Here is a 22,679-nt window from a genome sequence, read left to right as displayed (position 1 = left end):
AGGAATTTAACTGAAACTAATCCTTAGATGTGTACGCAACGATACTGCGGAATTTAAGCCTTTGGAGAGTCATACTAAATGGCAGTAGCTTCGGCAAAACCAGACTCGGAGAATAAGGAAGACACAAAACGAAAGTCATAAGATATAAGTTGTGTCACAGTAGAGATGTCTACATTTTTTAAGAAATGTATATGTTTTTCGTATCGGTACCCGTTTTATAGCGACAAAGGAATGTGTTGATGCCTCTGAGGCTTATAAAGAAGCATTAATCGCAAGCACCGAGGCAGATACGACTGTTATAAAACGCTCAATAGGTGCACCTGCACGAGCGCTGCGCAGTGAATTTACGGAAAAGATTTTAGAAATTGAGCGCACTACACCTACGTATGAAGCATTAAAAGATTATATTAGTGGGAAAGCGAATAAACGTTTTATTTATGATGGCGAGAAAGATGAAGGAATTGGCTGGGCTGGACAAGTTACAGGAATGATTCATGATATTCCAACAGTCGAGGAGCTTATTACTCGAATGGTTGCAGAAGCAGAAAGTATTCGGGTAAAATGGGCTGAGTAATATAAAGAGGTGGTTATGTCCATGGAATACTCTTATCCGTTTTCGACGGATTGGTCAACTGAGGAAATTGTTGATGTTGTCCAATTTTTTGAAGGAATTGAACAAGCTTATGAAAAAGGCATTAAGCGTGGAGTGATGATGGCGAAATATCGTCGTTTTAAAGAAATTGTTCCTTCACAGGCCGAGGAAAAAACAATTTTCCGTGAATTTGAAGAAGCAAGTGGCTATGTCAGTTATCCTGTTGTGAAACAAACAAAAGATGCAACTGATGACACAATTATTAAAGTTGCCCCGAAGCAACGTCGATAAAAATTGACTGGGACAAAACTGGTCAAAACCTTAAAAAGCGCGAGAAATCAATTTTAGAAACGTTGATTTCTTGCGCTTTTCTAATGTGGGATTTTTAAAATTTGCTTTTAAAAGAGGGTGATTTCCGTTTCAGGCTACTCATCATAATTTATCGGAACAATTTTAGCTTTTATCGGAACAAAATCCCGTTTTATCGGAACAATTTCAGTTCTTGTTTTTATCTGATAGTTTTACACTATCTCTGTGTTAAAAATAAGCGTTTTTCATATACTACATATACAATATAAAACATTTTGAAAAGCAGAGAAAAAATAATAATTTCCTCAAACTCTCATCCAAAAAAATATTCTTCATACAAATTTTCATTTGCTAGGGATAATAACGTAAATTTTCCACAATATATAAAACCGGGGTTTTGTCGTTGGAAAATTATTATTTTAGTTATAATGCCACAAAGCTTGAAGTACAATCCGTCAAACTTTATTTTCCAACAATGATGTTGTAAATAGGGAGTAAACGGCTAAAAGTGTCTTCAGTTAATTGCTGAAGTTGACTAGTTGACAGCTTGACGGCTTGTTTTTTTGGAATATGTCGCCCTACTAAAAACTCACCTTTTTTAACATCACGTAAACGAAGAAGTAATTCATCTAGCTTGTCTTCTTTAGCATCTTGCATGGAGATTGCTACTGGAGACATATGATCCCCAGAGATAATGAAATCATCAGGAAGTTGCTGTAGCATTGCTCTGTTGGCAATTAAACGTTCTGCTATTTCACTTTTATGAGGAGCTTCATAAATAATAGCTAAGACGATGAATAAATGTGTGCTCCAAAGACCAATCTGAAAGTGAGGTAATGATTTATAACCTCTTTTGTAGGGAGCGAAGGCAACCCAGCTGTCATTCGGGGGATTTACTGTTCTACGTGCATGCTTTGCAACATGTGGAAAAAATTCTTCTCCAAGATGACTCGAAAAGAAGGAAGAGAAATCCTCCCCTAGAATTTGGAATTTCGGTCGTACACATTCATTTAAGGCATCCATTCTCTGTTCTAATCCGTCTATTTGAAAAACATTGAAGTCTTTATTTGTCCATTTAATTTTCGGCATTTTTTATTAACTCCTTTCGATTTATAAGGTTTATTTTATAACGAAAATGGGAAAAAATCTTATAACAAGAACTTTATCGAAGCTGATAAGTCACTGTGAAAAAATAATAAAAGGAAGTGATTTTTATGAAACCAATCGTAAAAATTATACGTAAAGTCGACATTGAAAAGCAATATGAACACATTTTACAATTAGAATTAGATTATGAATTAGTCTCGCTCTTTTCGGCAATGAATGAAAAAAATGAGTTTGAAATTGAAAAAAGTAAAAAACGTCTGGCTGAAATTCAGCTTGAACTTGATAGCTTGCACGCCTATGCGTAGTCAAAATTTTATACCGATTTGAAAAATCACTTGCTGAATATTCCGACAGCAGGTGATTTTTATTGCTATAAAGGGTAAAATGGATAGTATATCATAATGGGAAGTACTATTTCCAAGGAAGTATTAGATGCTACGAATTAACAAAATGTCATGAGAAATCAAGCCTTAAGTAGTGAGAAAGTTGAAAAGCATTGCTAAATGTATAAGGCCTTTTCTTATAATCGAAGGGTGGGTTTTTATGGATTTACAACAAATTGATCAATTTGCGAAAAGTATTATATTTGAAGCTGGGAGCCGTATTCGGGAGGCCTTTTCGTACAATCTAGTTATCGAGACAAAATCAAGTGCCAATGATCTTGTTACAAATATTGACCGTGAGACAGAATTATTTTTTATCGAAAAAATACGAAGTTTCGATCCAACCCACAAAATTTTAGGGGAAGAGGGAATGGGAGAGAAAGTAGAGTCGTTAGAAGGTGTTGTATGGATAATTGATCCGATCGATGGCACGATGAATTTTGTGAAACAACATCGTCATTTTATGATTTCTATCGGTATTTTTGTTAATGGGGTAGGCAAGCTAGGTTACATATTTGATGTCATGCGTGAAGATTTATTTTATGCTATTGCAGGAGGAGGTGCATGGTACAATGACTCTCCATTACGTAAATTGCAGCCAGTCAAAATGGAGGAAGCGGTCATTGGTATAAACGCTCATTGGGTAGCACCCAATCGACATATTCACCACGAAAAAATCATTGAAATGGTTCGAAAAGTACGTGGTACGCGGTCATATGGTTCAGCCGCAATGGAGATAGCGTTTGTTGTCAGTGGTAAACTAGATGCTTATGTATCGATGCGACTATCGCCATGGGATATTGCTGGAGGTACTATTATCGCTAAGGAAGTGGGTGCCATCACCACTAATTTACATGGAGAGGGCTTTGATTTCTTGCATCAGGATACGTTTATCATTGCCAACCCTTCTATACACAAAGAGTTATTAGAAAATTATATTGTGCCTTATGAATAAAAAAGGAGCTGTCTATTTTTTAGACAGGCTCCTTCTTACATTAGCAATCAACTCTTATTAAAGTAAACCTTGCTCACGTAGTTTACGTTTCATTTTAAAGGCTGTCATGAAAATGACACAAGTAGCAACAATGCCTGCTATTATACCTAATACACTGTCAATTGCCACTGAATATCCGATAGAACACATTGCTAAAACAGCTGCTAATGCGTAAATGGCCATTACGAATTTTGCACGATTCATAGCCGAGCCTCCTATATTAAAAATTTGTAAATCAAATATATTTTTTAGAATGAGGAAAATTCTAATAAGGACATTTCTATCCTTCTTGTGCTATAATATCACAGTTAAACATTCGAAAAAAGAATATGGAGTGGAATAATGACAAACTTACGTCAAGATCTTCGCAATATCGCAATAATCGCCCACGTTGACCATGGTAAAACTACTTTAGTCGACCAATTACTAAAACAATCAGGTACATTCCGTTCAAACGAACGTGTTGAAGAACGTGCAATGGACTCTAACGATATTGAACGCGAACGCGGTATTACGATTTTAGCTAAAAATACAGCAGTAAACTATGAAGGAACTCGTATCAACATCCTTGATACGCCTGGACACGCTGACTTCGGTGGTGAGGTAGAACGTATTTTAAAAATGGTAGATGGCGTTGTACTAGTTGTCGATGCGTATGAGGGTTGTATGCCACAAACACGTTTTGTGTTAAAAAAAGCATTAGAACAACGTTTAACACCAATCGTTGTTGTTAATAAAGTAGACAAAGATTCAGCTCGTCCACTAGAAGTAGTAGATGAAGTACTTGAATTATTCATTGAACTAGGTGCAGATGAAGATCAATTAGACTTCCCTGTTGTCTATGCTTCAGGTGTAAATGGTACAGCTTCTTTAGACGCTGATCCATCTAAGCAAGAAGCGGATATGAAATGTCTATTTAAGAAAATTATCGAAGCTATTCCAGCACCAATTGATAACTCAGAAGAGCCATTACAATTCCAAGTAGCTTTACTTGACTATAATGACTTCGTTGGACGTATCGGTATTGGTCGCGTATTCCGCGGAACAATTTCTGTAGGTCAACAAGTATCTCTTATGAAGTTAGACGGAACAGTGAAAAACTTCCGTGTAACGAAAATCTTTGGTTTCTTCGGCTTAAAACGTGAAGAAATTGAGACAGCAAAAGCTGGTGACTTAATCGCCGTTTCAGGTATGGAAGACATCAACGTTGGTGAAACAGTTTGCCCTGTTGAGCACCCAGAAGCGCTAACGCCATTACGTATTGATGAGCCAACTTTACAAATGACTTTCTTAGTAAACAATTCTCCATTCGCAGGTCGTGAAGGGAAATGGGTTACTTCTCGTAAAGTAGAAGAGCGTTTACGTGCTCAATTACAAACAGACGTATCTTTACGTGTTGAAGATACTGATTCTCCAGATGCTTGGACAGTTTCAGGTCGTGGAGAGCTTCACTTATCTATCCTTATCGAAAACATGCGTCGTGAAGGCTTCGAATTACAAGTGTCAAAACCACAAGTAATCGTGCGTGAAATCGACGGCGTGAAATGTGAACCTTTCGAACGCGTTCAAATCGATGTGCCTGAAGAAAATGTTGGTTCAATTATTGAATCAATTGGTACACGTAAAGGTGAAATGCTTGATATGGTGAACAACGGCAGTGGTCAAGTTCGTTTAACGTTCTTAGTACCAGCTCGTGGATTAATCGGTTATACAACTGAATTCATGTCGATGACAAAAGGTTTCGGTATTATCAACCATACGTTCGATTGCTATCAACCATTATTACCAGGAAGACTTGGTGGCCGTCACCAAGGTGTACTAGTTTCAATGGAAACTGGTAAATCAACAACTTATGGTATGATGCAAATTGAAGACCGTGGTACACTGTTCTTGGAGCCAGGTACAGATATTTACGAAGGTATGATCGTTGGAGAAAATACTCGTGACGCTGATATCACTGTAAACATCACAAAAATGAAACAAAAAACAAACATCCGTTCAGCAAACAAAGACCAAACGAATGTTATTAAAAAGCCACGTATTCTATCACTAGAAGAAGCGCTTGAATACTTAGGTGATGACGAGTACTTAGAAATCACACCAGAATCTATTCGCCTTCGTAAACAAATTCTAGATAAAAACGAACGTGAGAAAGCAGCGAAAAAATTACGTAACGCAGAACAATAATTTTCCGCTGACATGAAAGGAAGAGGAGTCTTGGATATAAAGTCCGCTTTATTGGGTGAACTAAATGTTATTCAAGTTGCTGCATCAACAAATGCAGAGGAAACAACAAAGGTTTATGAGAGAATGGCTGGTATAACAAGATTTTTATATGAAAATTTACCGAGCTATGACATTGCAGGCTTCGTTGTATTTCTTCTTGTATTTGTACTTTCTGCAATTGTCTATAAATTAGGCTTTGCAAAGAAGTTAAAGCTATCTCAAAATATTGCCATTTATGTATTCCTGTTCCTGGGATGTATTATGTTGACATTTTTCGCGTTATTCCTACCTATGATTGAGGGTCTCATCGTAGCGGCGTTAATTTTGATTGTATATAAAACACGTATGTGGCGTGAAAAAAGAGAAGAGCAACAAGCTGCAAATCAATGAGAGTAGCTTGGCTCCTATACCGTGAAACTTGTATTGAGTTTTTAAGTAATAAAACAGCCTTAGCATTAATTTGCTAAGGCTGTTTTATTTGGTATAGTAAAAAATTTTATCGTTTTAAGCCATCTACATATAAACGATTGGCTACGGAACCCATTTTCAATCGATTGTGTCTCTCAAACCTAAATTGATTGGCACCGAAATCTTCTAGTGTGAATAAGTTAATGTCGATAGGCTTATTTCATCAATCAAGGAGGAAATGGGATGCGTTGGCTTAAAAAAGGTTTACTATTTAGTGTTGTTGCTTTGTTACTCCTTTCTTTGACAGCATGTAATAAAACGGAGCTTGAAAAAGTTAAAGTTGGAGAAGTGACGCGCTCAATTTTCTATGCGCCGCAGTATGTAGCACTTGAAAAGGGGTACTTCAAGGATGAAGGGCTTTCCGTTGAGCTACAAACAATTGCGGGTGGCGATAAGACAATGACGGCGTTACTATCTGATGGAATTGATATCGCCTTAGTTGGATCGGAAACTTCTATATATGTAACGCTCCAAGGCGCCAATGACCCAATTCAAAATTTTGCGCAGTTAACACAAACAGATGGCACATTTTTAGTTGCACGCAACAAGATGGATAACTTTTCATGGGATCAGTTGAAAGGCTCTACATTTTTAGGGCAACGTAAAGGTGGAATGCCGCAAATGGCGGGTGAGTTCGTACTGAAAAAGCATGGCATTAACCCTGCCAATGATTTAAACCTCATTCAAAACATTGATTTTGCCAATATTGCTACAGCATTCGCTTCTGGAACGGGGGACTATGTACAACTATTTGAACCAACAGCAAGTATGTTTGAGAAAGAAGGTAAGGGCTATATTGTAGCTTCATTTGGTACTGAATCTGGGCAATTACCTTATACATCGTTTATGGCAAAAAGCAGCTATTTAAAGGACAAAGCGAAGACAGTTCAAGGCTTTACAAATGCATTAAAACGAGCACAGGATTTTGTACAAAAAGCGAGTCCGGCAGAGATTGCGAAAATTATTCAGCCATACTTTGAGAATGTAGATGTTGGATTAATTGAAACAGTGGTAGAGCGTTATAAATCACAGGGTTCCTATGCTACAGATCCTATTTTGGATAAGGGGGAATGGGATAACTTGCAAACGATCATGGGGGAAGCGGGTGAACTTCCTCAACGGGTGGATTATGAAAAGCTTGTAAATACAACCTTTGCTAAAAAGGCAGCTGAGTAATATGGAATTTTTAAAAGTAAAAAATATTCACCATAGCTATTTTTCGAAAACGCAGGCAAAGGAAGTTTTACGTGATATCAATTTAGATATTCGTGAAGGTGAGTTTGTTTCTTTTATAGGACCGAGCGGATGTGGGAAAACAACGTTATTATCAATTATTGCTGGCTTATTTTCGTCTACTGAAGGCAAGGTATACATTGACGGTGAGGAAATTTCAATACACAATCAGTCTCTCATTGGTTACATGCTTCAACAAGATTATTTATTTCCTTGGAAAACCATCGAAGAAAATGTCACTATTGGTTTGAAAATCATGGAACGAAGCAATAAAACTCATAAAGTAACTGCAAATGCACTTTTGCAAGAAATTGGTTTACCGCATGTAGGGAACAATTATCCGAGAGAGTTATCGGGTGGCATGCGTCAACGAGTAGCACTTGCAAGAACTTTAGCGGTGGATCCTAAAATTTTATTGCTAGATGAACCGTTTTCAGCACTTGATTATCAGTCTAAATTAAAACTGGAGGATTTGGTTGTTGAAACGTTAAAGGCCTATCAAAAAACTGCAATTCTTGTGACACATGATATTGGTGAAGCGATTGCGATGAGTGAACGGGTATTTCTATTTTCCGCCAATCCAGGTACATTGCATAAAGTATTTGAAATACCTTCAGAGTTACAAGAACTTTCGCCTTTTGATGTTCGACAGCATCCAGCGTATTCAGACATATTCCAAATTATTTGGAAGGAGCTGGAGAGTCTTGGATAATACAATGTTTAAACAGTATCAGCAAATGCTAAAAAAAGAAAAGCGCTATGTTCGATTATATCAGCTGATCATCTTACTCGTATTTTTCGGTGGGTGGGAGCTTCTATCAAGATTTGGGTGGATTGACCGTTTAATTTTTAGTTCTCCAACGCATGTATGGCACACATTGGTAGAAAAAGTGAGCGATGGTACGTTAACACTTCATGTTGGCGTTACTTTAATGGAAACGATTATTGGCTTTATTGCCGGAACACTACTGGGTACATTAATAGCAATCGTATTGTGGTGGTCATCAATGCTATCAAAGGTACTTGATCCATATTTAGTTATTTTAAATGCTATGCCGAAAGTTGCTTTAGGACCCATTTTAATAGTCGCCCTTGGTCCTGGTTATTTTTCTATTATAGCGATGGGTGCGTTGATTTCGATCATTATTACAACCATAGTGGTTTATACGGCTTTTAAAGGGGTTGATCCAAACTATAGCAAAGTATTACAAACTTTTGGGGCAACCAGATGGCAAATATTTAAAGAAGTTATTTTACCTGCTTCCTTCCCAACGATTATTTCTACTTTGAAAGTAAATGTAGGACTTTCTTGGGTAGGTGTCATAGTTGGTGAATTTTTAGTTGCCTCAAAAGGGCTTGGTTATTTAATTATTTATGGCTTCCAGGTGTTTAATTTTAATCTTGTGCTTATGTCACTTCTCATCATCGCCTTTTTTGCAACGATTATGTATCAGGTTGTCGAGTTGATTGAGAAGGTGATTATAAAAAATAATGGTTAGACGGTTAAAGGAGGCTACTCAAATAATGAGTCACCTCCTTCATGTTGTAGAAAAACTATTATGTCAATGAAATTATAGTGTCTCATTAAATAAATGGGCTCTTCGGCAAAACGAGTGATTGATTTCCGTTCCGGCTGGGCGCTTTCCTAGGGGCGCCCAATGAGCCGCTTCGCTTCGCTGCAGGGTCTCGGGCCAACAGATGTTTTTTGTGCGAAAGCGTAGTGCAACGAAGCGACAGCAACAGCACGATGTTGGTCACGACGGAGTTATCACAGGACGTGATGGTTTTAGCCTTCGTTCCCCTATCGCTAATCCCCAAGGAGTCACCCAGCCTACACTCCAATCAACCACTTCACATAGCGCGTATCTTCTGGGATGGTACTCTAATTTATAGTGATAAAACAAAATTTCAGCAACAAATGATTTCTGTGCGAAAGCGAAGTGTTAACGTAGCGGTAGCAACAACAGATTTACAATCGTCTCACTGTAATAAGTCTTTTCATTCGATTTATCTAAAGTACCACAACATTCACGGAAATTTCTTTGAACATTTTTGTTTTTAAACACTATAAAGGAGGTGTCTCAAATAATGAGTCGTCTCCTTCATGTTGATAATATTCCGATAAAACGAGATATTATTCCGATAAAAGCTAAAATTGTTCCGATAAAATGAGATTTTGTTCCGATAAATCTTGGTGAGTAGTCTGAACGATAAAAGAGGTGACTCAAATAATGAGTCACCTCTTTTAGTTGCTGTTAAAATTCTTTATCCATCTGTGGTGAAGTACGATAAAAACGGAAATTTCCTGTTTCAATGCGTGCAACGGTATTTTCTTCAATACGATCATGGCATGTACCACACATATACGTATTAATTGGTCGATTGCGTAATTTTTTTGCTAACGGTAAATTATCATCTAAATTGTTAATTGTATCGCAAATAACGCATTTTACGCGCATTGCAATCCCTCCTACTCAGCACGAATAGCCAATACATTTTTGATCGGGTTGTCTACATTTGAACCGTCTCTAAATAGCACATGAATAGGACCATCTTCAAGTAATGGCTTGCCATCTTGGCTATATTTTAAAATGAATGTATGAGCTTCTTCGATTGTAAATGGATATTCTTTGCCATCTTCACATTCAATGACGATTGTTGTTGCTCCAGGTTTAATTTCAGCATTTTTCAAGAAGGGACTTAATTCGATCCCGAAAGTACCTGTTTCCATCCCTTTGCGGTCAAATTTTCGTTCTGATTTCAATGTTGGTGGGAAAGTAGCCCCTTCCATAATCTCACGTGACCAGTGAGCACCTACCTCACGCATATATTTAATATCCGAATCTTCCTCAACTTCTTTTGCATCGAAGTACGTTTTTAAATCTAATTTACGATCATCGAAAATCCAAACAGTGGGATCTAATGTTAGTTGGAATGTAACTGCGCCCTTGATAGGAATTATTGTTTCCATAATAGAAATCCTCCTCAAATCTTGTATATCCATGAAATAGTATAACGCTAATGACTAGAGATAATAAAGAAATATAATTCGATTTCTCTATTTTCCAATGTAGACACTTGCATTTTTAACGACTAAAAGATAAACTTTATTAAGATAGAATCGAAGAAATATCAGATAATGGGGGCGTCCTCATGGATACTAAATCACAAACTTCTTTTCAAGAGAAGGCTTTGGAGCTTTTAGTTGCTGATGCAGATAAAATTGCTCGCCTCATTCGAGTACAAATGGATCATTTAACAATGCCACAATGCCCTCTATATGAAGAAGTATTAGATACACAAATGTTCGGCCTTTCACGTGAAATTGACTTTGCTGTGAAGCTTGGGCTCATTGATCGCGAAAAAGGCAAAGAAATTCTCGATTCACTCGAGAAAGAACTTTCTGTACTACATGACGCGTATACAGACAAATAAAAAGAAAAAACTCAAACGCAATTTGCGATTTGAGTTTTTTTTCTAGAATGAGGTTTTCCGATGAAACAATACTTAAAACGTTATGCCAAAAATTTTGATTACCCATTATTTTTTACGGTCCTTTTATTAAGCTTATTTGGATTAGTAATGATTTATAGCTCAAGTATGATGGTGGCTATTGCACAAAAAGGAAAGGCGCCAGATTATTATTACCACAAGCAAGTAATTAATTTAATTGTAGCTTTTCTTGGGTTTTTAGCAGCTGCATTTTTCCCGTACAAGCATTATGCGAATAAAAAAGTTATGTTGTTTCTTACGGCTGTGCTAGTTGTACTATTTACTTGGGTAAAAGTTGCAGGTAATGGTGATGAAGCAGGAATAGGGTCTAAAAGTTGGATTTCCGTCCCTGGTTTTGGGAACTTTCAGCCTTCTGAATATGCGAAGCTATTTATAATTTTATATTTTGCTGCAGCTTTTTATCGGAAAGGACAAAAATATACGCTTGAAAAGCTACAACCAACAGAAATATTTTATCCTATATTCCTCTGGATTCTAGTTGTTGCTGGTGTAGCATTTGAAACCGATTTGGGAGCAAGTATTATTTTATGTGGAATTGCTGTTTGTGTTGTAGCAGCGAGTGGCATTCCATTTAAAACATTTTGGAAGTTTTTTGGGGTATTGGGTGCGTTTGGAGGAGCCATCTTTGGTATACTAATGCTGTTTAAAGGAAATATGTTAACGCCAAACCGTATGGGACGTCTTCAATCATTCATAAACCCGTTTGAGTATGAGAATGGTAGTGGCCACCAAGTTGTTAATAGTTATTATGCTATTGGCGGAGGCGGTTTAGAAGGAAGAGGTCTCGGTCAGTCGATTCAAAAATTGGGGTATTTGCCTGAACCACAAACCGATTTTATTATGGCGATTATTATGGAGGAACTAGGAGTTTGGGGAGTTCTTATCGTTTTAGGTGGTTTAGGATTTATTGTATATAAAGGATTTTCGATTGCGTTGCGCACGAAAGATCCACTAGCACGTATGATTGCGGCTGGTATTGCGAGCTGGATTGGCTGGCAAACGTTCATCAATCTTGGGGGTCTAACTGGGTTAATCCCGTTAACCGGTGTAACGCTACCTTTTATTAGCTATGGCGGTACATCTATAATTATTCTATCTTTAGCGATGGGAATATTGATCAATGTTTCTATGTTTGAAAAGATAGAAAGGAGAAAGACACAATCATAAAGGGGGATATCAATGGAATCAATCAACAAAATTCTCGTAGCCAATCGAGGAGAAATTGCAATTCGTATTTTCCGTGCATGTACGGAGTTGAATATCCAAACTGTTGCCATTTATTCACGGGAGGACAGTGGGGCGTTCCATCGCTTTAAAGCAGATGAGGCCTATTTAGTGGGAGCAGGCAAGAAACCAATTGATGCTTATTTAGATATTGAGGGCATTATATCGATTGCCAAAGATGCTAATGTTGATGCAATTCATCCAGGTTATGGCTTTTTATCAGAAAACGTAGAATTTGCACGTCGATGTGAAGAAGAGGGGATTGTCTTCATTGGGCCAACTTCTAAGCACTTAGATATGTTTGGAGATAAGGTGAAGGCACGAGCACAAGCGATTGCTGCAGGTATTCCTGTTATTCCTGGTACAGATGGTCCAGTAGCTAATTTAGCAGAGGTAGAGGCTTTTGCTAGCGCATATGACTATCCAATTATGATTAAGGCAGCACTAGGCGGCGGTGGTCGTGGAATGCGTCTTGTTCATACAGAAGAGGAACTAGCTTCCTCCTATGAACGTGCAAAATCAGAGGCGAAGGCAGCGTTTGGTTCTGATGAGGTGTATGTAGAAAAGGCTATTATTAAGCCAAAGCATATTGAAGTTCAAATTATTGGCGATCAAGAGGGTAATATTATTCATTTATATGAACGTGATTGCTCAATTCAACGTCGTCATCAAAAGGTTGTTGAAATCGCTCCATCTAATTCAATTTCGGATGATTTAAGAAACCGAATTTGCGATGCTGCAATTCAATTAATGAAAAATGTCTCATACATAAATGCAGGGACAGTAGAATTTTTAGTTGCAGGTGAGGATTTTTATTTCATCGAGGTCAACCCTCGTATTCAAGTAGAACATACGATTACTGAGATGATTACGGGTGTTGATATTGTGCACGCCCAAATTAAAGTAGCAGCAGGCTACGGTCTGCATAGTGAGGAAATCCATATTCCACAACAAGCGGATATTCCAATGATTGGCTATGCGATTCAAGCGCGTGTCACAACGGAAGACCCTGCTAATGATTTTATGCCAGATACAGGGAAACTCATGGTGTACCGTTCAAGCGGTGGTTTTGGCGTTCGATTAGATGCCGGAAATGGCTTCCAAGGAGCAGTGGTAACACCGTTCTATGATTCGCTTCTGGTTAAAATTTCAACGACAGGGATGACGTTTAAAGAAGCAGCAGCAAAAATGGATCGAAATTTAAAAGAGTTCCGTATTCGTGGGGTGAAAACGAATATTCCATTCTTAAATAATGTCGTAACGCACGAGAAATTTTTAACAGGTGCATTTGATACAAGCTTTATCGATACAACACCTGAACTATTTAATTTCCCTGAACGCAAGGACCGTGGGACAAAGCTCTTAAGCTATATTGGCAATGTGACGCTAAATGGCTTCCCTGGTGTAGAGAAGAAGTCGAAACCAATTTTTGTACAGCCAAGCATTCCAAAAGTCGATAAATTAATCGTTCCTCCGGCAGGTACAAAGCAAATTTTAGATGCCCAAGGAGCAGACGGGCTTGTGAAGTGGATTCTGGAGCAAGAGGATGTGCTATTAACGGATACAACTTTCAGAGATGCACACCAATCACTTCTTGCGACACGTGTACGTTCACAGGATATGTTCGAAATTGCAGATGCCACTGCGCGCATGATGCATGATTTCTTCTCACTCGAAATGTGGGGAGGCGCGACGTTTGATGTGGCGTACCGTTTCTTAAAAGAAGACCCATGGGAGCGCCTTGCCAAGTTACGTGAACAAGTACCGAATGTGCTATTCCAAATGTTATTACGCGGTGCGAATGCAGTTGGCTACACAAATTACCCAGACAATTTAATTCGTGAGTTTATCGCTGAATCAGCGGCATCAGGCATTGACGTATTCCGTATTTTCGATAGCTTGAACTGGATTAAAGGAATGGAAGTAGCCATTGATGCAACACGTCAATCAGGTAAAATTGCTGAAGCTGCGATTTGTTATACAGGAGATATTTTTGATGAATCAAGGGCGAAATATTCAGTTCAATACTACAAGGAAATGGCAAAAGAGCTAGAGGCAGCAGGTGCCCATATTTTAGCGATAAAAGATATGGCTGGATTATTGAAGCCAGAAGCAGCCTACCGTTTAATTTCAGAGTTAAAAGAAACGACAAGTCTGCCAATCCATCTGCATACGCATGATACAAGTGGCAATGGTATTTATTTATATGCCAAGGCGATCGAGGCAGGGGTGGATATCATTGATACGGCGCTCGGTTCAATGGCAGGTTTAACATCACAGCCAAGTGCAAATTCCTTGTCTTATGCAATGAAGGGCAGTAAGCGTGAGGTTCGTGCCGATATCGATGCGCTTGAAAAGTTATCGTACTACTGGGAAGATGTTCGTAAATATTATAAGGATTTTGAAAGCGGCATGATTAGCCCGCATTCTGAAATTTATGTCCACGAAATGCCGGGTGGTCAGTACAGTAACTTGCAACAGCAAGCCAAAGCAGTGGGCCTTGGGGACAGATGGGAAGAAGTGAAGCATATGTATTCCCGTGTAAACCTTCTATTTGGCGATATTGTCAAAGTAACCCCATCTTCGAAAGTAGTCGGTGATATGGCGTTATTTATGGTGCAAAATGATTTAGATGAAAACTCTGTACTGACAAGAGGGCGAACAATCGACTTCCCAGATTCTGTGATTGAATTCTTTCAAGGTTATTTAGGACAACCGCATGGGGGCTTCCCAGAAGCACTTCAAAAGGTTGTGTTAAAGGATCGTGAAGCAATTACGGTACGTCCTGGCGAGCTACTAGAGCCTGTGAATTTTGAGCAACTAGAGGCGATACTAGAGGAAAAATTAAATCGTCCCGTGACAAAGCAGGATGTGTTAGCGTTTGCTTTGTATCCGAAAGTGTTTGAAGAGTATGCAAAAACAGTGAACTCCTTCGGCAATATTTCGGTATTAGATACGCCAACATTCCTTTACGGGTTAAAACTAGGCGAAGAAATCGAAGTCGAGATCGAAAAAGGTAAAACACTAATCATTAAACTTGTTTCCATTGGCGAACCACAGCATGATGGTACACGAGTTATTTACTTTGAGCTAAACGGTCAATCTCGTGAACTAGTGATTCAAGATATGACTGTCGAAGTAGATGGCAGTCTGGCATTAAAAGCAGATCCAAGCAATCCAAATCAAATTGGCGCAACGATGCCAGGTACGGTCTTAAAGGTAGTCATATCAAAAGGAAGTCATGTAAAACGTGGGGATCACTTATTAATTACCGAAGCGATGAAAATGGAAACAACCGTCCAAGCACCGAAAGACGGTATCGTGAAAGAAGTATACGCTAATGCGGGCGATGCTATTTCAACAGGTGATTTGTTAATTGAAATTGAATAATTGATAATAAAGAAGGTTATTAGATGCTTTGAAAGCATACTAATAACCTTTTTTATCTTCATTCAGCAAATATTTTCTGTAGCGAAAGCGAAGCGTCAGCTATAGATGTTTTCTGTAGTGACAATGCGCCAAAATTTGCTATATTGTAATAATAAACTTGTTGATTTTTTTACACATAAATGGTAGAAACGTTTGACAAAATAAAAAAGATTCGCCATTGAAAAATGTAGCGAATCTTTTTCTACTATTATTTGTTTTTTTCATTATAATTGCTACGTGCAACTAGCATTACCATATAGCAAAGTAGACCAAATAGAATTGAAATAAATAATGAATGAAGTAATGCGACTGTTAAATTCAATTTAGTTAGGACTACTAGCATACCAGCAATCACTTGTAAAATTACTATAGTAAAGGCAATAATCCAGCCATAGTAAATAACACGTTGATGTTTATATTCTTTTACAGCGTGCCAAGTTATGTATGCAATCCAAATGAAAAAGATAAGAACAGCTAGGCGATGTCCCATTTGCACCCATTCATACATATTATTAAAAGCTGCGAATGGTGTATCGTTATAGCAAAATGGCCAGTCAGGACATATTAAGCTAGAGTCTGTATGGCGAACAAGCGCCCCTGTATAAACGACTAAATAAGAATAAATTGTGACAGCAATCGTATGCCAACGTAATTTTTTTCCAATAAAAACGTTATCAGCATCAAATTTCCGATCGACTTCAAATACAATCATAGAAAGAAGGAGAACAGCAGCAAAGGAAATAAGAGAAATCCCAAAGTGGAGCGCTAATATGAAATCACCTTGTCCCCACAACACTTGAGCTGCTCCGATAAGAGCTTGTGCGATTAAGAAAAACATCGCTAAGAAACCTAATAATTTTACTTCGCGAATATGACCGAGTTTACGCCATGTCCAAACTGTTAACGCAAGAATTGAAAGAGATACGACCCCAGTTACAAGACGATGTGAAAATTCAATTAAGACTGCTGGTGTAATTTCTTTTGGAATAAGAGAACCATTGCAATCAGGCCAGTTTCGACCACAGCCTAAGCCACTATCTGTTTTGGTAACAAGTGCTCCACCTAGTAAAATAAGGAGCATTCCAACTGTAGCGGCAACAGCAAACCATTTCATATACCTGTTGTGTTGCATAAAATGAGTCACCTACTTTGTCTATGAACATTACATGAAAGTAATGTTTCTGCTACTAGATGATATCGAAAATACAGGTAAAAAACAACTTGTAAAGAGTAGGGAGTATTAGATGTCGATTCCATTTCACAAATTGTTCATAATTTCGTACTCTAACCTTCACAATTCATTTTAGAAAATGTTTTACTATAGATATGTTGTTTTTAATTATTTTTCTAGACAAAGCTAATTTTTACAACTTCATCTAAATTTCACTTAATGTCTAGAAATCAATCGCAAATTTCGCTATAGTAATTGGTAGCGGAATATGCTTACAAAAATGAAAGGAGAGGTATCATGTCAAACGGTCGTGCACTGACGGCTACTAGAAATGGTGGACCAGAATCAACATCTGTTGTAAAAGATTTCTTAGCACTAATAAAAATTGGCATCGTAAACTCGAATCTTGTCACAACGTTTACAGGGATGTGGCTGGCATTTCAATTTACTAGTAGACACTTCTTGCAAGAGCTTGATGTCATATTGTTCACCATGCTGGGTGCAGCATTGATTATAGGTGGCTCAGGCGCAATGAATAACTTTATTGATCAAGATATTGATCCAATCATGAAAAGAACGAAGAGTAGACCAACAGTAACGGGTAGATTTAAGCCGAATTTTGTATTGACCATTGCCCTCTCATTTTTAATTGTAGGTGAAATTTTGTTATTTGCGGCATCGTTTGCGGCCGGCATGTGGGGACTTGTAGGAATATTTGCTTATGTTGTTCTGTACTCAATGTGGTCAAAGAGGAAGCATGTTAGTAACACGGTTGTAGGAAGTATTTCAGGGGCGATCCCACCAGTTATTGGGTTTGCAGCTGTTGAACCTGCATTAGGTCCTGGAGCACTTGCCTTATTTCTAATCATGTTTGCATGGCAACCACCGCATTTTTATGCGCTTGCTATGAAACGTACTGAGGAATATCGTGCAGCTAATATACCAATGCTACCTGTAGTAAAAGGGTTTAAACGAACGAAGTACTCGATGATATTCTGGATTCTTTTATTATTACCGTTACCTTTCCTTTTACCAGAGCTTGGGATTGGCTTCTTAATTCTTGCGACTGCATTGAACTTGGGCTGGTTGATTCTAGCTTTTAAAGGCTTTACTACAAAAGATGATATGAAATGGGCGAATAAAATGTTTATCTATTCTTTGAATCATATGACCATACTATTTGTATCCATCATAATTTTTGCGTTGTTTAGCTAAATTTAGGAATTCTTTCTTTTCTTAAAGAATTCATATAGACAGAACTAATGTCCTAGGTACACATGAAAATACAACAAAGAAAGAGGGGTTTAATTAAGCTATGATGAAAGGGCTTAAAAAGTGGCGTCTTTTTTCACTACTAGCAGTGATGATGGTTTTCCTTTCAGGTTGTGGTGAAGATTATATTTCTGCACTGAAACCATCTGGTCAAGTAGGTAAAGAACAATTCAACCTATTAATGTTAGCTACTGGAATTATGACGTTGGTTGTAGTAGTAGTATCCGTTGTCTATTTACTTGCATTCTTAAAATTCCGCCGTTCAAAAGTTGGCGAAAACGTTATTCCTAAGCAAGTAGAAGGAAGTCACACTCTTGAAATAATTTGGACAGTTATCCCAATTATTTTATTATTAATCTTAGCTGTACCAGTTGTTACGGCTACTTACAAATTTGCAGATGTTGCTGCGATGGACGAAGTAGATGAAAACGGTGACAAAACAGCACTTACAGTAAATGTAACTGCGAAATTATACTGGTGGGAGTTTGAATACCCTAACCAAGGTATTGTAACTGCACAAGAATTAGTTGTACCAACAGGTCAAAAAGTTTACTTTAACTTAAAAGCTGCCGATGTTAAGCACTCATTCTGGATTCCTGCTATAGGCGGTAAAATGGATACGAACGTAGATAACTTAAACAAGTTCTATCTAGAATTCGATAAAGAATCAAAAGACCTTAAAGATGGTGTATTCTATGGTAAATGTGCTGAGTTATGTGGTCCTTCACATGCATTAATGGACTTCAAAGTTAAAGCATTAAGCCCAGATGCATTCGATACATGGGTAGCTTCAATGAAAGCAACAGATGGGAAAAAAGCTGACAAAGCTTCAACAGATCTTGGGGAAGCAACATTTGCTCAAAGCTGTATGGGTTGTCATGCTGTATCTGGTACAAGTGGTGCAGGTACACCAGGTCCTAACTTAACTGCTTTTGGTGACCGTAACCGTGTTGCTGGTTTCTTAGAACATAATGAAGAAAACTTAAAAGCTTGGATTCAGGATCCTGGCAAATTTAAACCAGGTAACTTAATGATGAATGCAGAGGGTACTGCGCCAATTTATGGCGACTTAACTGACGAAGAAATTCAAGCTCTTGCAACGTATATCATGGGCTTATCTGTTGAGAAATAATTTTAAGTTTTATGTAACAAACTTTGAGGGAGGTAAAAGTTGTGAGCTCATACACACAGAAAAAGGGCTTAGGAGCAACTGTCTGGGAATACATTACAACTGTTGACCATAAAAAGTTAGCAATATTGTATTTATTAGCCGGTACATTGTTCTTCGCTATCGCTGGTTTTGAAGCGGTATTAATGCGTATTCAATTAATGAAACCAAATAACGATTTCGTCTCAGCTGGTTTTTTCAATCAACTATTAACAATGCACGGAACAACAATGTTATTCTTAGCTGCGACTCCATTACTATTCGCATTTATGAACATGCTTGTACCATTACAAATTGGTGCGCGTGACGTAGCATTCCCGTTCCTTAACTCTTTAGGGTTCTGGTTATTCTTCCTAGGTGCAGTATTCCTTCACCTGTCATTCTTTATGGGTGGCGCTCCTGATGCGGGCTGGACTTCTTATGCATCATTATCTTTATATTCTCCTGGACATGGTATTGACTTCTATGTTCTCGGTTTACAAATATCAGGGGCAGGTACGTTAATTTCAGGTCTTAACTTTATCGTTACGATTATTACTATGCGTGCTCCAGGTATGACATTCATGCGTATGCCATTATTCACTTGGACTGCGCTTGTATCAAGTGCATTAATCCTATTCGCATTCCCTCCACTAACAATTGGTTTATTAATGATGTTATTTGACCGTATGTTCGGTGGTAACTTCTTTGACCATTTAATGGGTGGTAATACAATTATTTGGGAACACTTATTCTGGATCTTCGGACATCCAGAGGTTTATATCTTAGTATTACCGGCGTTCGGTTTATTCTCTGAGATTATTCCAGCGTTCTCTCGTAAACGTTTATTCGGATACTCTTCAATGGTATTCGCTACAATTTTAATCGGTTTCTTAGGGTTCATGGTTTGGGCTCACCACATGTTTACAGTTGGTCTTGGGCCAACAGCAAACGCAATCTTTGCTGTTGCAACAATGGCAATTGCCGTTCCAACAGGTATGAAAGTATTCAACTGGATCTTAACTATTTGGGGCGGATCTATTAAAGTTACAACACCAATGCTTTATGCACTTGGTTTCATCCCGTCATTCGTTGCGGGTGGTGTTACAGGGGTAATGCAAGCATCTGCACCTCTTGACTACCAATTACACGATTCTTACTTTATCGTTGCTCACTTCCACTACGTAATCGTTGGTGGTATCGTAACAGCATTATTTGGTTCAGCGCACTTCTACTGGCCAATTTTCTTCAACCGTATGTTAAACGAAACGCTTGGTAAAATTACTTTCTGGGTATTCTTTATTGGATTCCATTTAACGTTCTTCGTTCAACACTTCTTAGGTTTAATGGGTATGCCACGTCGCGTATTCACTTACATGGAAGGTCAAGGTTGGGATCAGTTCAACTATATCTCTACAATCGGTGCATTAATGATGGGTGTAGGGGTTATCTTAATGGTAATCAACTGCTTAATGTCTATCAAAGGCAAACCAGCAGGTCGCGATCCATGGGGCGATGGACGTACATTAGAATGGTCAATTCCACAACCAATCCCATTCTATAACTTCCGTCAAACACCACTTGTTCGTGGTTTAGATCCATGGTGGATCGAAAAGCAAGAAGGTAATAAAGAAGTTACATTTGCTGAGCCAATCGGTGATATTCATATGCCAAACAACTCAGCTATCCCATTTGTTATTTCTATGGGCTTGTTTATCGCAGCATTCGGTGCTCTTTATAATCAAGATGCAGATAAACCATGGTCAATTTATATTTTAATTGGTGGTCTTGCAATTACATTTGGTGCTATGATTTTCCGTTCTGTTAAGGACGATCACGGTTTCCACTTACACAAAGAAGAAATTCTTGAAATTGAAGAACAACTTTACGGCAAAGGAGGAAATAAATAATGGATTTCAATACAAAATTTACTCCTCATACTTGGCCAGATCATCCTGAACAAGCGACGATGGAAGGGAAAAATAAAGTTGTTGGTTTCTGGATTTTCCTTGCCTGTGAAGTTGTACTTTTCGCAAGTTTATTCGCTACTTACCTAGCACTTAAGAACAAAGGGCCTGCTGGCATGGAGTTCACAACACAAGATTTATTTGAATTACCTTTAGCTTTCGCTATGACGATGTTATTATTAACATCTTCACTAACATCTGTTTATGCCATTTACCATATGCGTAACTTTAACTTTAAAGCTATGCAAACTTGGTTTGGTATAACATTACTTTTAGGTCTTGGATTCTTAGGTCTTGAAATCTATGAATTCAATCATTATGTAGGTCTTGGTTTTACATTTGACCAATCTGCATTCTCAACTGCGTTTTATTCATTAGTTGGTACACATGGTTTCCACGTAACATTAGGTCTTGTGTGGTTTGCTACGTTAATGCTTCGTAATGCTAAGCGTGGTCTTAACTTATACAATGCACCTAAATTCTTCGTGGCTGCTTTATACTGGCACTTTATCGACGTAGTTTGGGTATTCATCTTTACGGTAGTATACTTGATGGGAGTGATCGGATAATATGTCTTCACACGATACACCTATGGTTGCTAAGTCTCAGGCACAATACGAGTATGATCGTCATCATAATGCCGTTCATATGCGTAAACAAGTTATCAACTTTGCGATTATGATTTTCTTCACGTTTATCGCATTCGCAGTAGTTGCAGCTGATTTTTCTAAATACTTAATATTACCGCTTATTTTATTGCTTGCTGGTGTTCAAGTTGTTCTTCAACTTTACGCTTTCATGCACTTAGAAGACAAAAAAACACACTTCGGTGGTGTAATTGGCTTCTTCATGTGGATGGGTATTTTAATCGCATTTACATTCTTCTTAGCATTTTTAACAATTATTTGGTGGTAATCACCAAAAAAGCACGTTCTCTACTTTCAGTAGGAACGTGCTTTTCTTTTTGGGTTCTATTCCCGTTTAAGTGAATGAGCCGGTAAGAATTAATATAATTCATGTGAGAATGATTTCCGTTCCAGGCTACTCGCGTTCCTGTGGGCGAGCGTCGAGCCGCTTCCTTCGCTGTTGTTGTTGCTGTCGCTACGCTTTCGCACAGATAAAACATTTGCTGCCGCTACGTTAGCACTACGCTTTCGCACAGAAAACATCCGCTCCGTGCAGGGTCTCGCCTGTCTCGCTTTCCCACGGGAGTCGAGTAGCCTTCCACTCCAATCAGCGATAGCATAATTTTTATAAATTTTATTCATTTCAATAGTGGACGCTATGGATAACACACCATAATGAACAGAATAGACTTGTAACAGTGACGTAATTGTACATTGCTGTTGGTTTTACACAGACAAACCCTTTTGCTAAAGATACGTTTTCATTTAAATTAAGAGAATACGTGCTGTGTGAATCAGTTGATTGGAGTGGAGACTGGGCGACTCCTCGGGGATCAGCGTCACAGGAACGAAGGCTAAAACCATCACATCCTGTGATAACGCCTTCGTGACCAACATCCTGTTGGCCCGAGACCCTGGAGCGCAGTGAAGCGGCTCATCGGACGCCCCCAGGAAGCTCTGCTCTGCGCGAAAGCGAAGCGTCAGCGGCAAAGCGCCCAGTCGGAACGGAAATCAACCC

General features: G+C 38.3%; 21 protein-coding genes and 1 pseudogene. 17 read left to right on the top strand and 5 right to left on the bottom strand.

Annotation, left to right across the window (positions count from 1 at the left end; translation table 11 throughout):
• Window positions 1-202: 202 nt before the first annotated feature.
• A pseudogene (locus ACFXN8_RS23805) lies at window positions 203-574 on the top strand (NAD(P)H-dependent flavin oxidoreductase); the annotation flags it as partial.
• A gap of 21 nt (window positions 575-595) precedes the next feature.
• Complete coding sequence (locus ACFXN8_RS23800; RefSeq protein ID WP_386847959.1) at window positions 596-883, top strand: UPF0223 family protein; 288 nt, start codon at window positions 596-598, stop codon at window positions 881-883.
• A gap of 480 nt (window positions 884-1,363) precedes the next feature.
• Here the strand turns inward: ACFXN8_RS23800 and ACFXN8_RS23795 are convergent, their stop codons facing one another.
• A complete protein-coding gene (locus tag ACFXN8_RS23795; RefSeq protein WP_386847958.1) occupies window positions 1,364-1,990 on the bottom strand; it encodes a YktB family protein in 627 nt (208 codons plus the stop codon).
• A 125-nt stretch (window positions 1,991-2,115) separates the two neighbouring features.
• Here ACFXN8_RS23795 and ACFXN8_RS23790 point away from each other — a divergent pair, with 125 nt between their 5' ends.
• Window positions 2,116-2,313 (top strand): hypothetical protein, encoded by a 198-nt coding sequence (locus ACFXN8_RS23790; RefSeq protein ID WP_386847956.1) that lies wholly within the window; start codon window positions 2,116-2,118, stop codon window positions 2,311-2,313.
• 238 nt (window positions 2,314-2,551) lie between these two features.
• The gene (locus tag ACFXN8_RS23785; RefSeq protein WP_376072905.1) at window positions 2,552-3,346 is read left to right on the top strand and encodes an inositol monophosphatase family protein; all 795 of its coding nucleotides are present in this window, start codon (window positions 2,552-2,554) and stop codon (window positions 3,344-3,346) included.
• Window positions 3,347-3,403: 57 nt separating this feature from the next.
• Here the strand turns inward: ACFXN8_RS23785 and ACFXN8_RS23780 are convergent, their stop codons facing one another.
• The gene (locus tag ACFXN8_RS23780) at window positions 3,404-3,589 is read right to left on the bottom strand and encodes a DUF5325 family protein (RefSeq protein ID WP_370083130.1); all 186 of its coding nucleotides are present in this window, start codon (window positions 3,587-3,589) and stop codon (window positions 3,404-3,406) included.
• A 138-nt stretch (window positions 3,590-3,727) separates the two neighbouring features.
• Between ACFXN8_RS23780 and typA the strand changes: the two genes are divergently transcribed.
• The 5 genes from typA (at window position 3,728) to ACFXN8_RS23755 (ending at window position 8,811) form a co-directional block, all read left to right on the top strand.
• A complete protein-coding gene (gene typA / locus ACFXN8_RS23775; RefSeq protein WP_376072910.1) occupies window positions 3,728-5,572 on the top strand; it encodes a translational GTPase TypA in 1,845 nt (614 codons plus the stop codon).
• Window positions 5,573-5,602: 30 nt separating this feature from the next.
• Window positions 5,603-6,001: a YlaH-like family protein gene (locus ACFXN8_RS23770; RefSeq protein ID WP_268638022.1), complete on the top strand. Its 399-nt coding sequence runs from the start codon at window positions 5,603-5,605 to the stop codon at window positions 5,999-6,001.
• Between the two features lie 261 nt (window positions 6,002-6,262).
• Window positions 6,263-7,255, top strand: a complete 993-nt coding sequence (locus tag ACFXN8_RS23765; RefSeq protein ID WP_386847953.1) for an ABC transporter substrate-binding protein — start codon at window positions 6,263-6,265, stop codon at window positions 7,253-7,255.
• A gap of 1 nt (window position 7,256) precedes the next feature.
• The gene (locus tag ACFXN8_RS23760) at window positions 7,257-8,024 is read left to right on the top strand and encodes an ABC transporter ATP-binding protein (protein ID WP_376072916.1); all 768 of its coding nucleotides are present in this window, start codon (window positions 7,257-7,259) and stop codon (window positions 8,022-8,024) included.
• Complete coding sequence (locus tag ACFXN8_RS23755; RefSeq protein ID WP_376072920.1) at window positions 8,017-8,811, top strand: ABC transporter permease; 795 nt, start codon at window positions 8,017-8,019, stop codon at window positions 8,809-8,811. Before ACFXN8_RS23760 ends, ACFXN8_RS23755 begins: the two co-directional genes overlap by 8 nt.
• A 756-nt stretch (window positions 8,812-9,567) precedes the next feature.
• Here the strand turns inward: ACFXN8_RS23755 and ACFXN8_RS23750 are convergent.
• Complete coding sequence (locus tag ACFXN8_RS23750) at window positions 9,568-9,771, bottom strand: YlaI family protein (protein WP_376072926.1); 204 nt, start codon at window positions 9,769-9,771, stop codon at window positions 9,568-9,570.
• An 11-nt stretch (window positions 9,772-9,782) separates the two neighbouring features.
• Entirely contained in the window at window positions 9,783-10,283 is a 501-nt protein-coding gene (locus ACFXN8_RS23745) for a peptidyl-prolyl cis-trans isomerase (RefSeq protein ID WP_386847950.1), read from the bottom strand.
• A gap of 182 nt (window positions 10,284-10,465) precedes the next feature.
• Between ACFXN8_RS23745 and ACFXN8_RS23740 the strand changes: the two genes are divergently transcribed.
• Genes ACFXN8_RS23740 through pyc form a run of 3 tightly spaced genes read left to right on the top strand, consistent with a single transcriptional unit; the run spans window position 10,466 to window position 15,439 of the window.
• Entirely contained in the window at window positions 10,466-10,747 is a 282-nt protein-coding gene (locus ACFXN8_RS23740; RefSeq protein ID WP_053483432.1) for an Fpa/YlaN family protein, read from the top strand.
• A 60-nt stretch (window positions 10,748-10,807) separates the two neighbouring features.
• Complete coding sequence (locus ACFXN8_RS23735) at window positions 10,808-11,992, top strand: FtsW/RodA/SpoVE family cell cycle protein (protein ID WP_386847948.1); 1,185 nt, start codon at window positions 10,808-10,810, stop codon at window positions 11,990-11,992.
• 12 nt (window positions 11,993-12,004) lie between these two features.
• Window positions 12,005-15,439: a pyruvate carboxylase gene (gene pyc / locus ACFXN8_RS23730; RefSeq protein WP_386847946.1), complete on the top strand. Its 3,435-nt coding sequence runs from the start codon at window positions 12,005-12,007 to the stop codon at window positions 15,437-15,439.
• Between the two features lie 247 nt (window positions 15,440-15,686).
• Here pyc and ACFXN8_RS23725 read toward each other — a convergent pair whose 3' ends face one another.
• Entirely contained in the window at window positions 15,687-16,610 is a 924-nt protein-coding gene (locus ACFXN8_RS23725) for a COX15/CtaA family protein (protein ID WP_376072938.1), read from the bottom strand.
• A 336-nt stretch (window positions 16,611-16,946) separates the two neighbouring features.
• On the opposite strand from ACFXN8_RS23725, the gene cyoE reads away from it, so the two are divergent.
• The 5 genes from cyoE (at window position 16,947) to ACFXN8_RS23700 (ending at window position 21,950) form a co-directional block, all read left to right on the top strand.
• Window positions 16,947-17,864, top strand: coding sequence for a heme o synthase (gene cyoE, locus ACFXN8_RS23720; RefSeq protein WP_386847944.1), 918 nt, complete (start codon window positions 16,947-16,949; stop codon window positions 17,862-17,864).
• A gap of 100 nt (window positions 17,865-17,964) precedes the next feature.
• Window positions 17,965-19,053: a cytochrome c oxidase subunit II gene (gene coxB / locus ACFXN8_RS23715; protein WP_376072944.1), complete on the top strand. Its 1,089-nt coding sequence runs from the start codon at window positions 17,965-17,967 to the stop codon at window positions 19,051-19,053.
• Between the two features lie 41 nt (window positions 19,054-19,094).
• Window positions 19,095-20,978, top strand: a complete 1,884-nt coding sequence (ctaD, locus tag ACFXN8_RS23710; RefSeq protein WP_376072947.1) for a cytochrome c oxidase subunit I — start codon at window positions 19,095-19,097, stop codon at window positions 20,976-20,978.
• Window positions 20,978-21,604, top strand: a complete 627-nt coding sequence (locus ACFXN8_RS23705) for a cytochrome c oxidase subunit 3 (protein ID WP_132357625.1) — start codon at window positions 20,978-20,980, stop codon at window positions 21,602-21,604. The genes ctaD and ACFXN8_RS23705 overlap by 1 nt, the downstream gene beginning before the upstream one ends.
• A 1-nt stretch (window position 21,605) precedes the next feature.
• On the top strand, window positions 21,606-21,950 hold the full coding sequence (locus tag ACFXN8_RS23700; protein WP_386847942.1) for a cytochrome C oxidase subunit IV family protein: 345 nt from the start codon (window positions 21,606-21,608) through the stop codon (window positions 21,948-21,950).
• Window positions 21,951-22,679: the final 729 nt, after the last annotated feature.

Origin of the sequence: Lysinibacillus sp. NPDC059133 (assembly GCF_042755925.1) — a bacterium.
Classification (GTDB): Bacteria; Bacillota; Bacilli; order Bacillales_A; family Planococcaceae; genus Lysinibacillus.
This window is presented reverse-complemented; position numbering and strand designations above follow the sequence as displayed.

Bases quoted from the DNA above. Each gene is read 5' to 3' on its own strand.
- ACFXN8_RS23800 (WP_386847959.1), top strand. From the start codon at position 596: ATGGAATACTCTTATCCGTTTTCGACGGATTGGTCAACTGAGGAAATT.
- ACFXN8_RS23795 (WP_386847958.1), bottom strand. From the start codon at position 1,990: ATGCCGAAAATTAAATGGACAAATAAAGACTTCAATGTTTTTCAAATA.
- ACFXN8_RS23790 (WP_386847956.1), top strand. From the start codon at position 2,116: ATGAAACCAATCGTAAAAATTATACGTAAAGTCGACATTGAAAAGCAA.
- ACFXN8_RS23785 (WP_376072905.1), top strand. From the start codon at position 2,552: ATGGATTTACAACAAATTGATCAATTTGCGAAAAGTATTATATTTGAA.
- ACFXN8_RS23780 (WP_370083130.1), bottom strand. From the start codon at position 3,589: ATGAATCGTGCAAAATTCGTAATGGCCATTTACGCATTAGCAGCTGTT.
- typA (WP_376072910.1), top strand. From the start codon at position 3,728: ATGACAAACTTACGTCAAGATCTTCGCAATATCGCAATAATCGCCCAC.
- ACFXN8_RS23765 (WP_386847953.1), top strand. From the start codon at position 6,263: ATGCGTTGGCTTAAAAAAGGTTTACTATTTAGTGTTGTTGCTTTGTTA.
- ACFXN8_RS23760 (WP_376072916.1), top strand. From the start codon at position 7,257: ATGGAATTTTTAAAAGTAAAAAATATTCACCATAGCTATTTTTCGAAA.
- ACFXN8_RS23750 (WP_376072926.1), bottom strand. From the start codon at position 9,771: ATGCGCGTAAAATGCGTTATTTGCGATACAATTAACAATTTAGATGAT.
- ACFXN8_RS23745 (WP_386847950.1), bottom strand. From the start codon at position 10,283: ATGGAAACAATAATTCCTATCAAGGGCGCAGTTACATTCCAACTAACA.
- ACFXN8_RS23740 (WP_053483432.1), top strand. From the start codon at position 10,466: ATGGATACTAAATCACAAACTTCTTTTCAAGAGAAGGCTTTGGAGCTT.
- ACFXN8_RS23735 (WP_386847948.1), top strand. From the start codon at position 10,808: ATGAAACAATACTTAAAACGTTATGCCAAAAATTTTGATTACCCATTA.
- pyc (WP_386847946.1), top strand. From the start codon at position 12,005: ATGGAATCAATCAACAAAATTCTCGTAGCCAATCGAGGAGAAATTGCA.
- ACFXN8_RS23725 (WP_376072938.1), bottom strand. From the start codon at position 16,610: ATGCAACACAACAGGTATATGAAATGGTTTGCTGTTGCCGCTACAGTT.
- cyoE (WP_386847944.1), top strand. From the start codon at position 16,947: ATGTCAAACGGTCGTGCACTGACGGCTACTAGAAATGGTGGACCAGAA.
- coxB (WP_376072944.1), top strand. From the start codon at position 17,965: ATGATGAAAGGGCTTAAAAAGTGGCGTCTTTTTTCACTACTAGCAGTG.
- ACFXN8_RS23705 (WP_132357625.1), top strand. From the start codon at position 20,978: ATGGATTTCAATACAAAATTTACTCCTCATACTTGGCCAGATCATCCT.
- ACFXN8_RS23700 (WP_386847942.1), top strand. From the start codon at position 21,606: ATGTCTTCACACGATACACCTATGGTTGCTAAGTCTCAGGCACAATAC.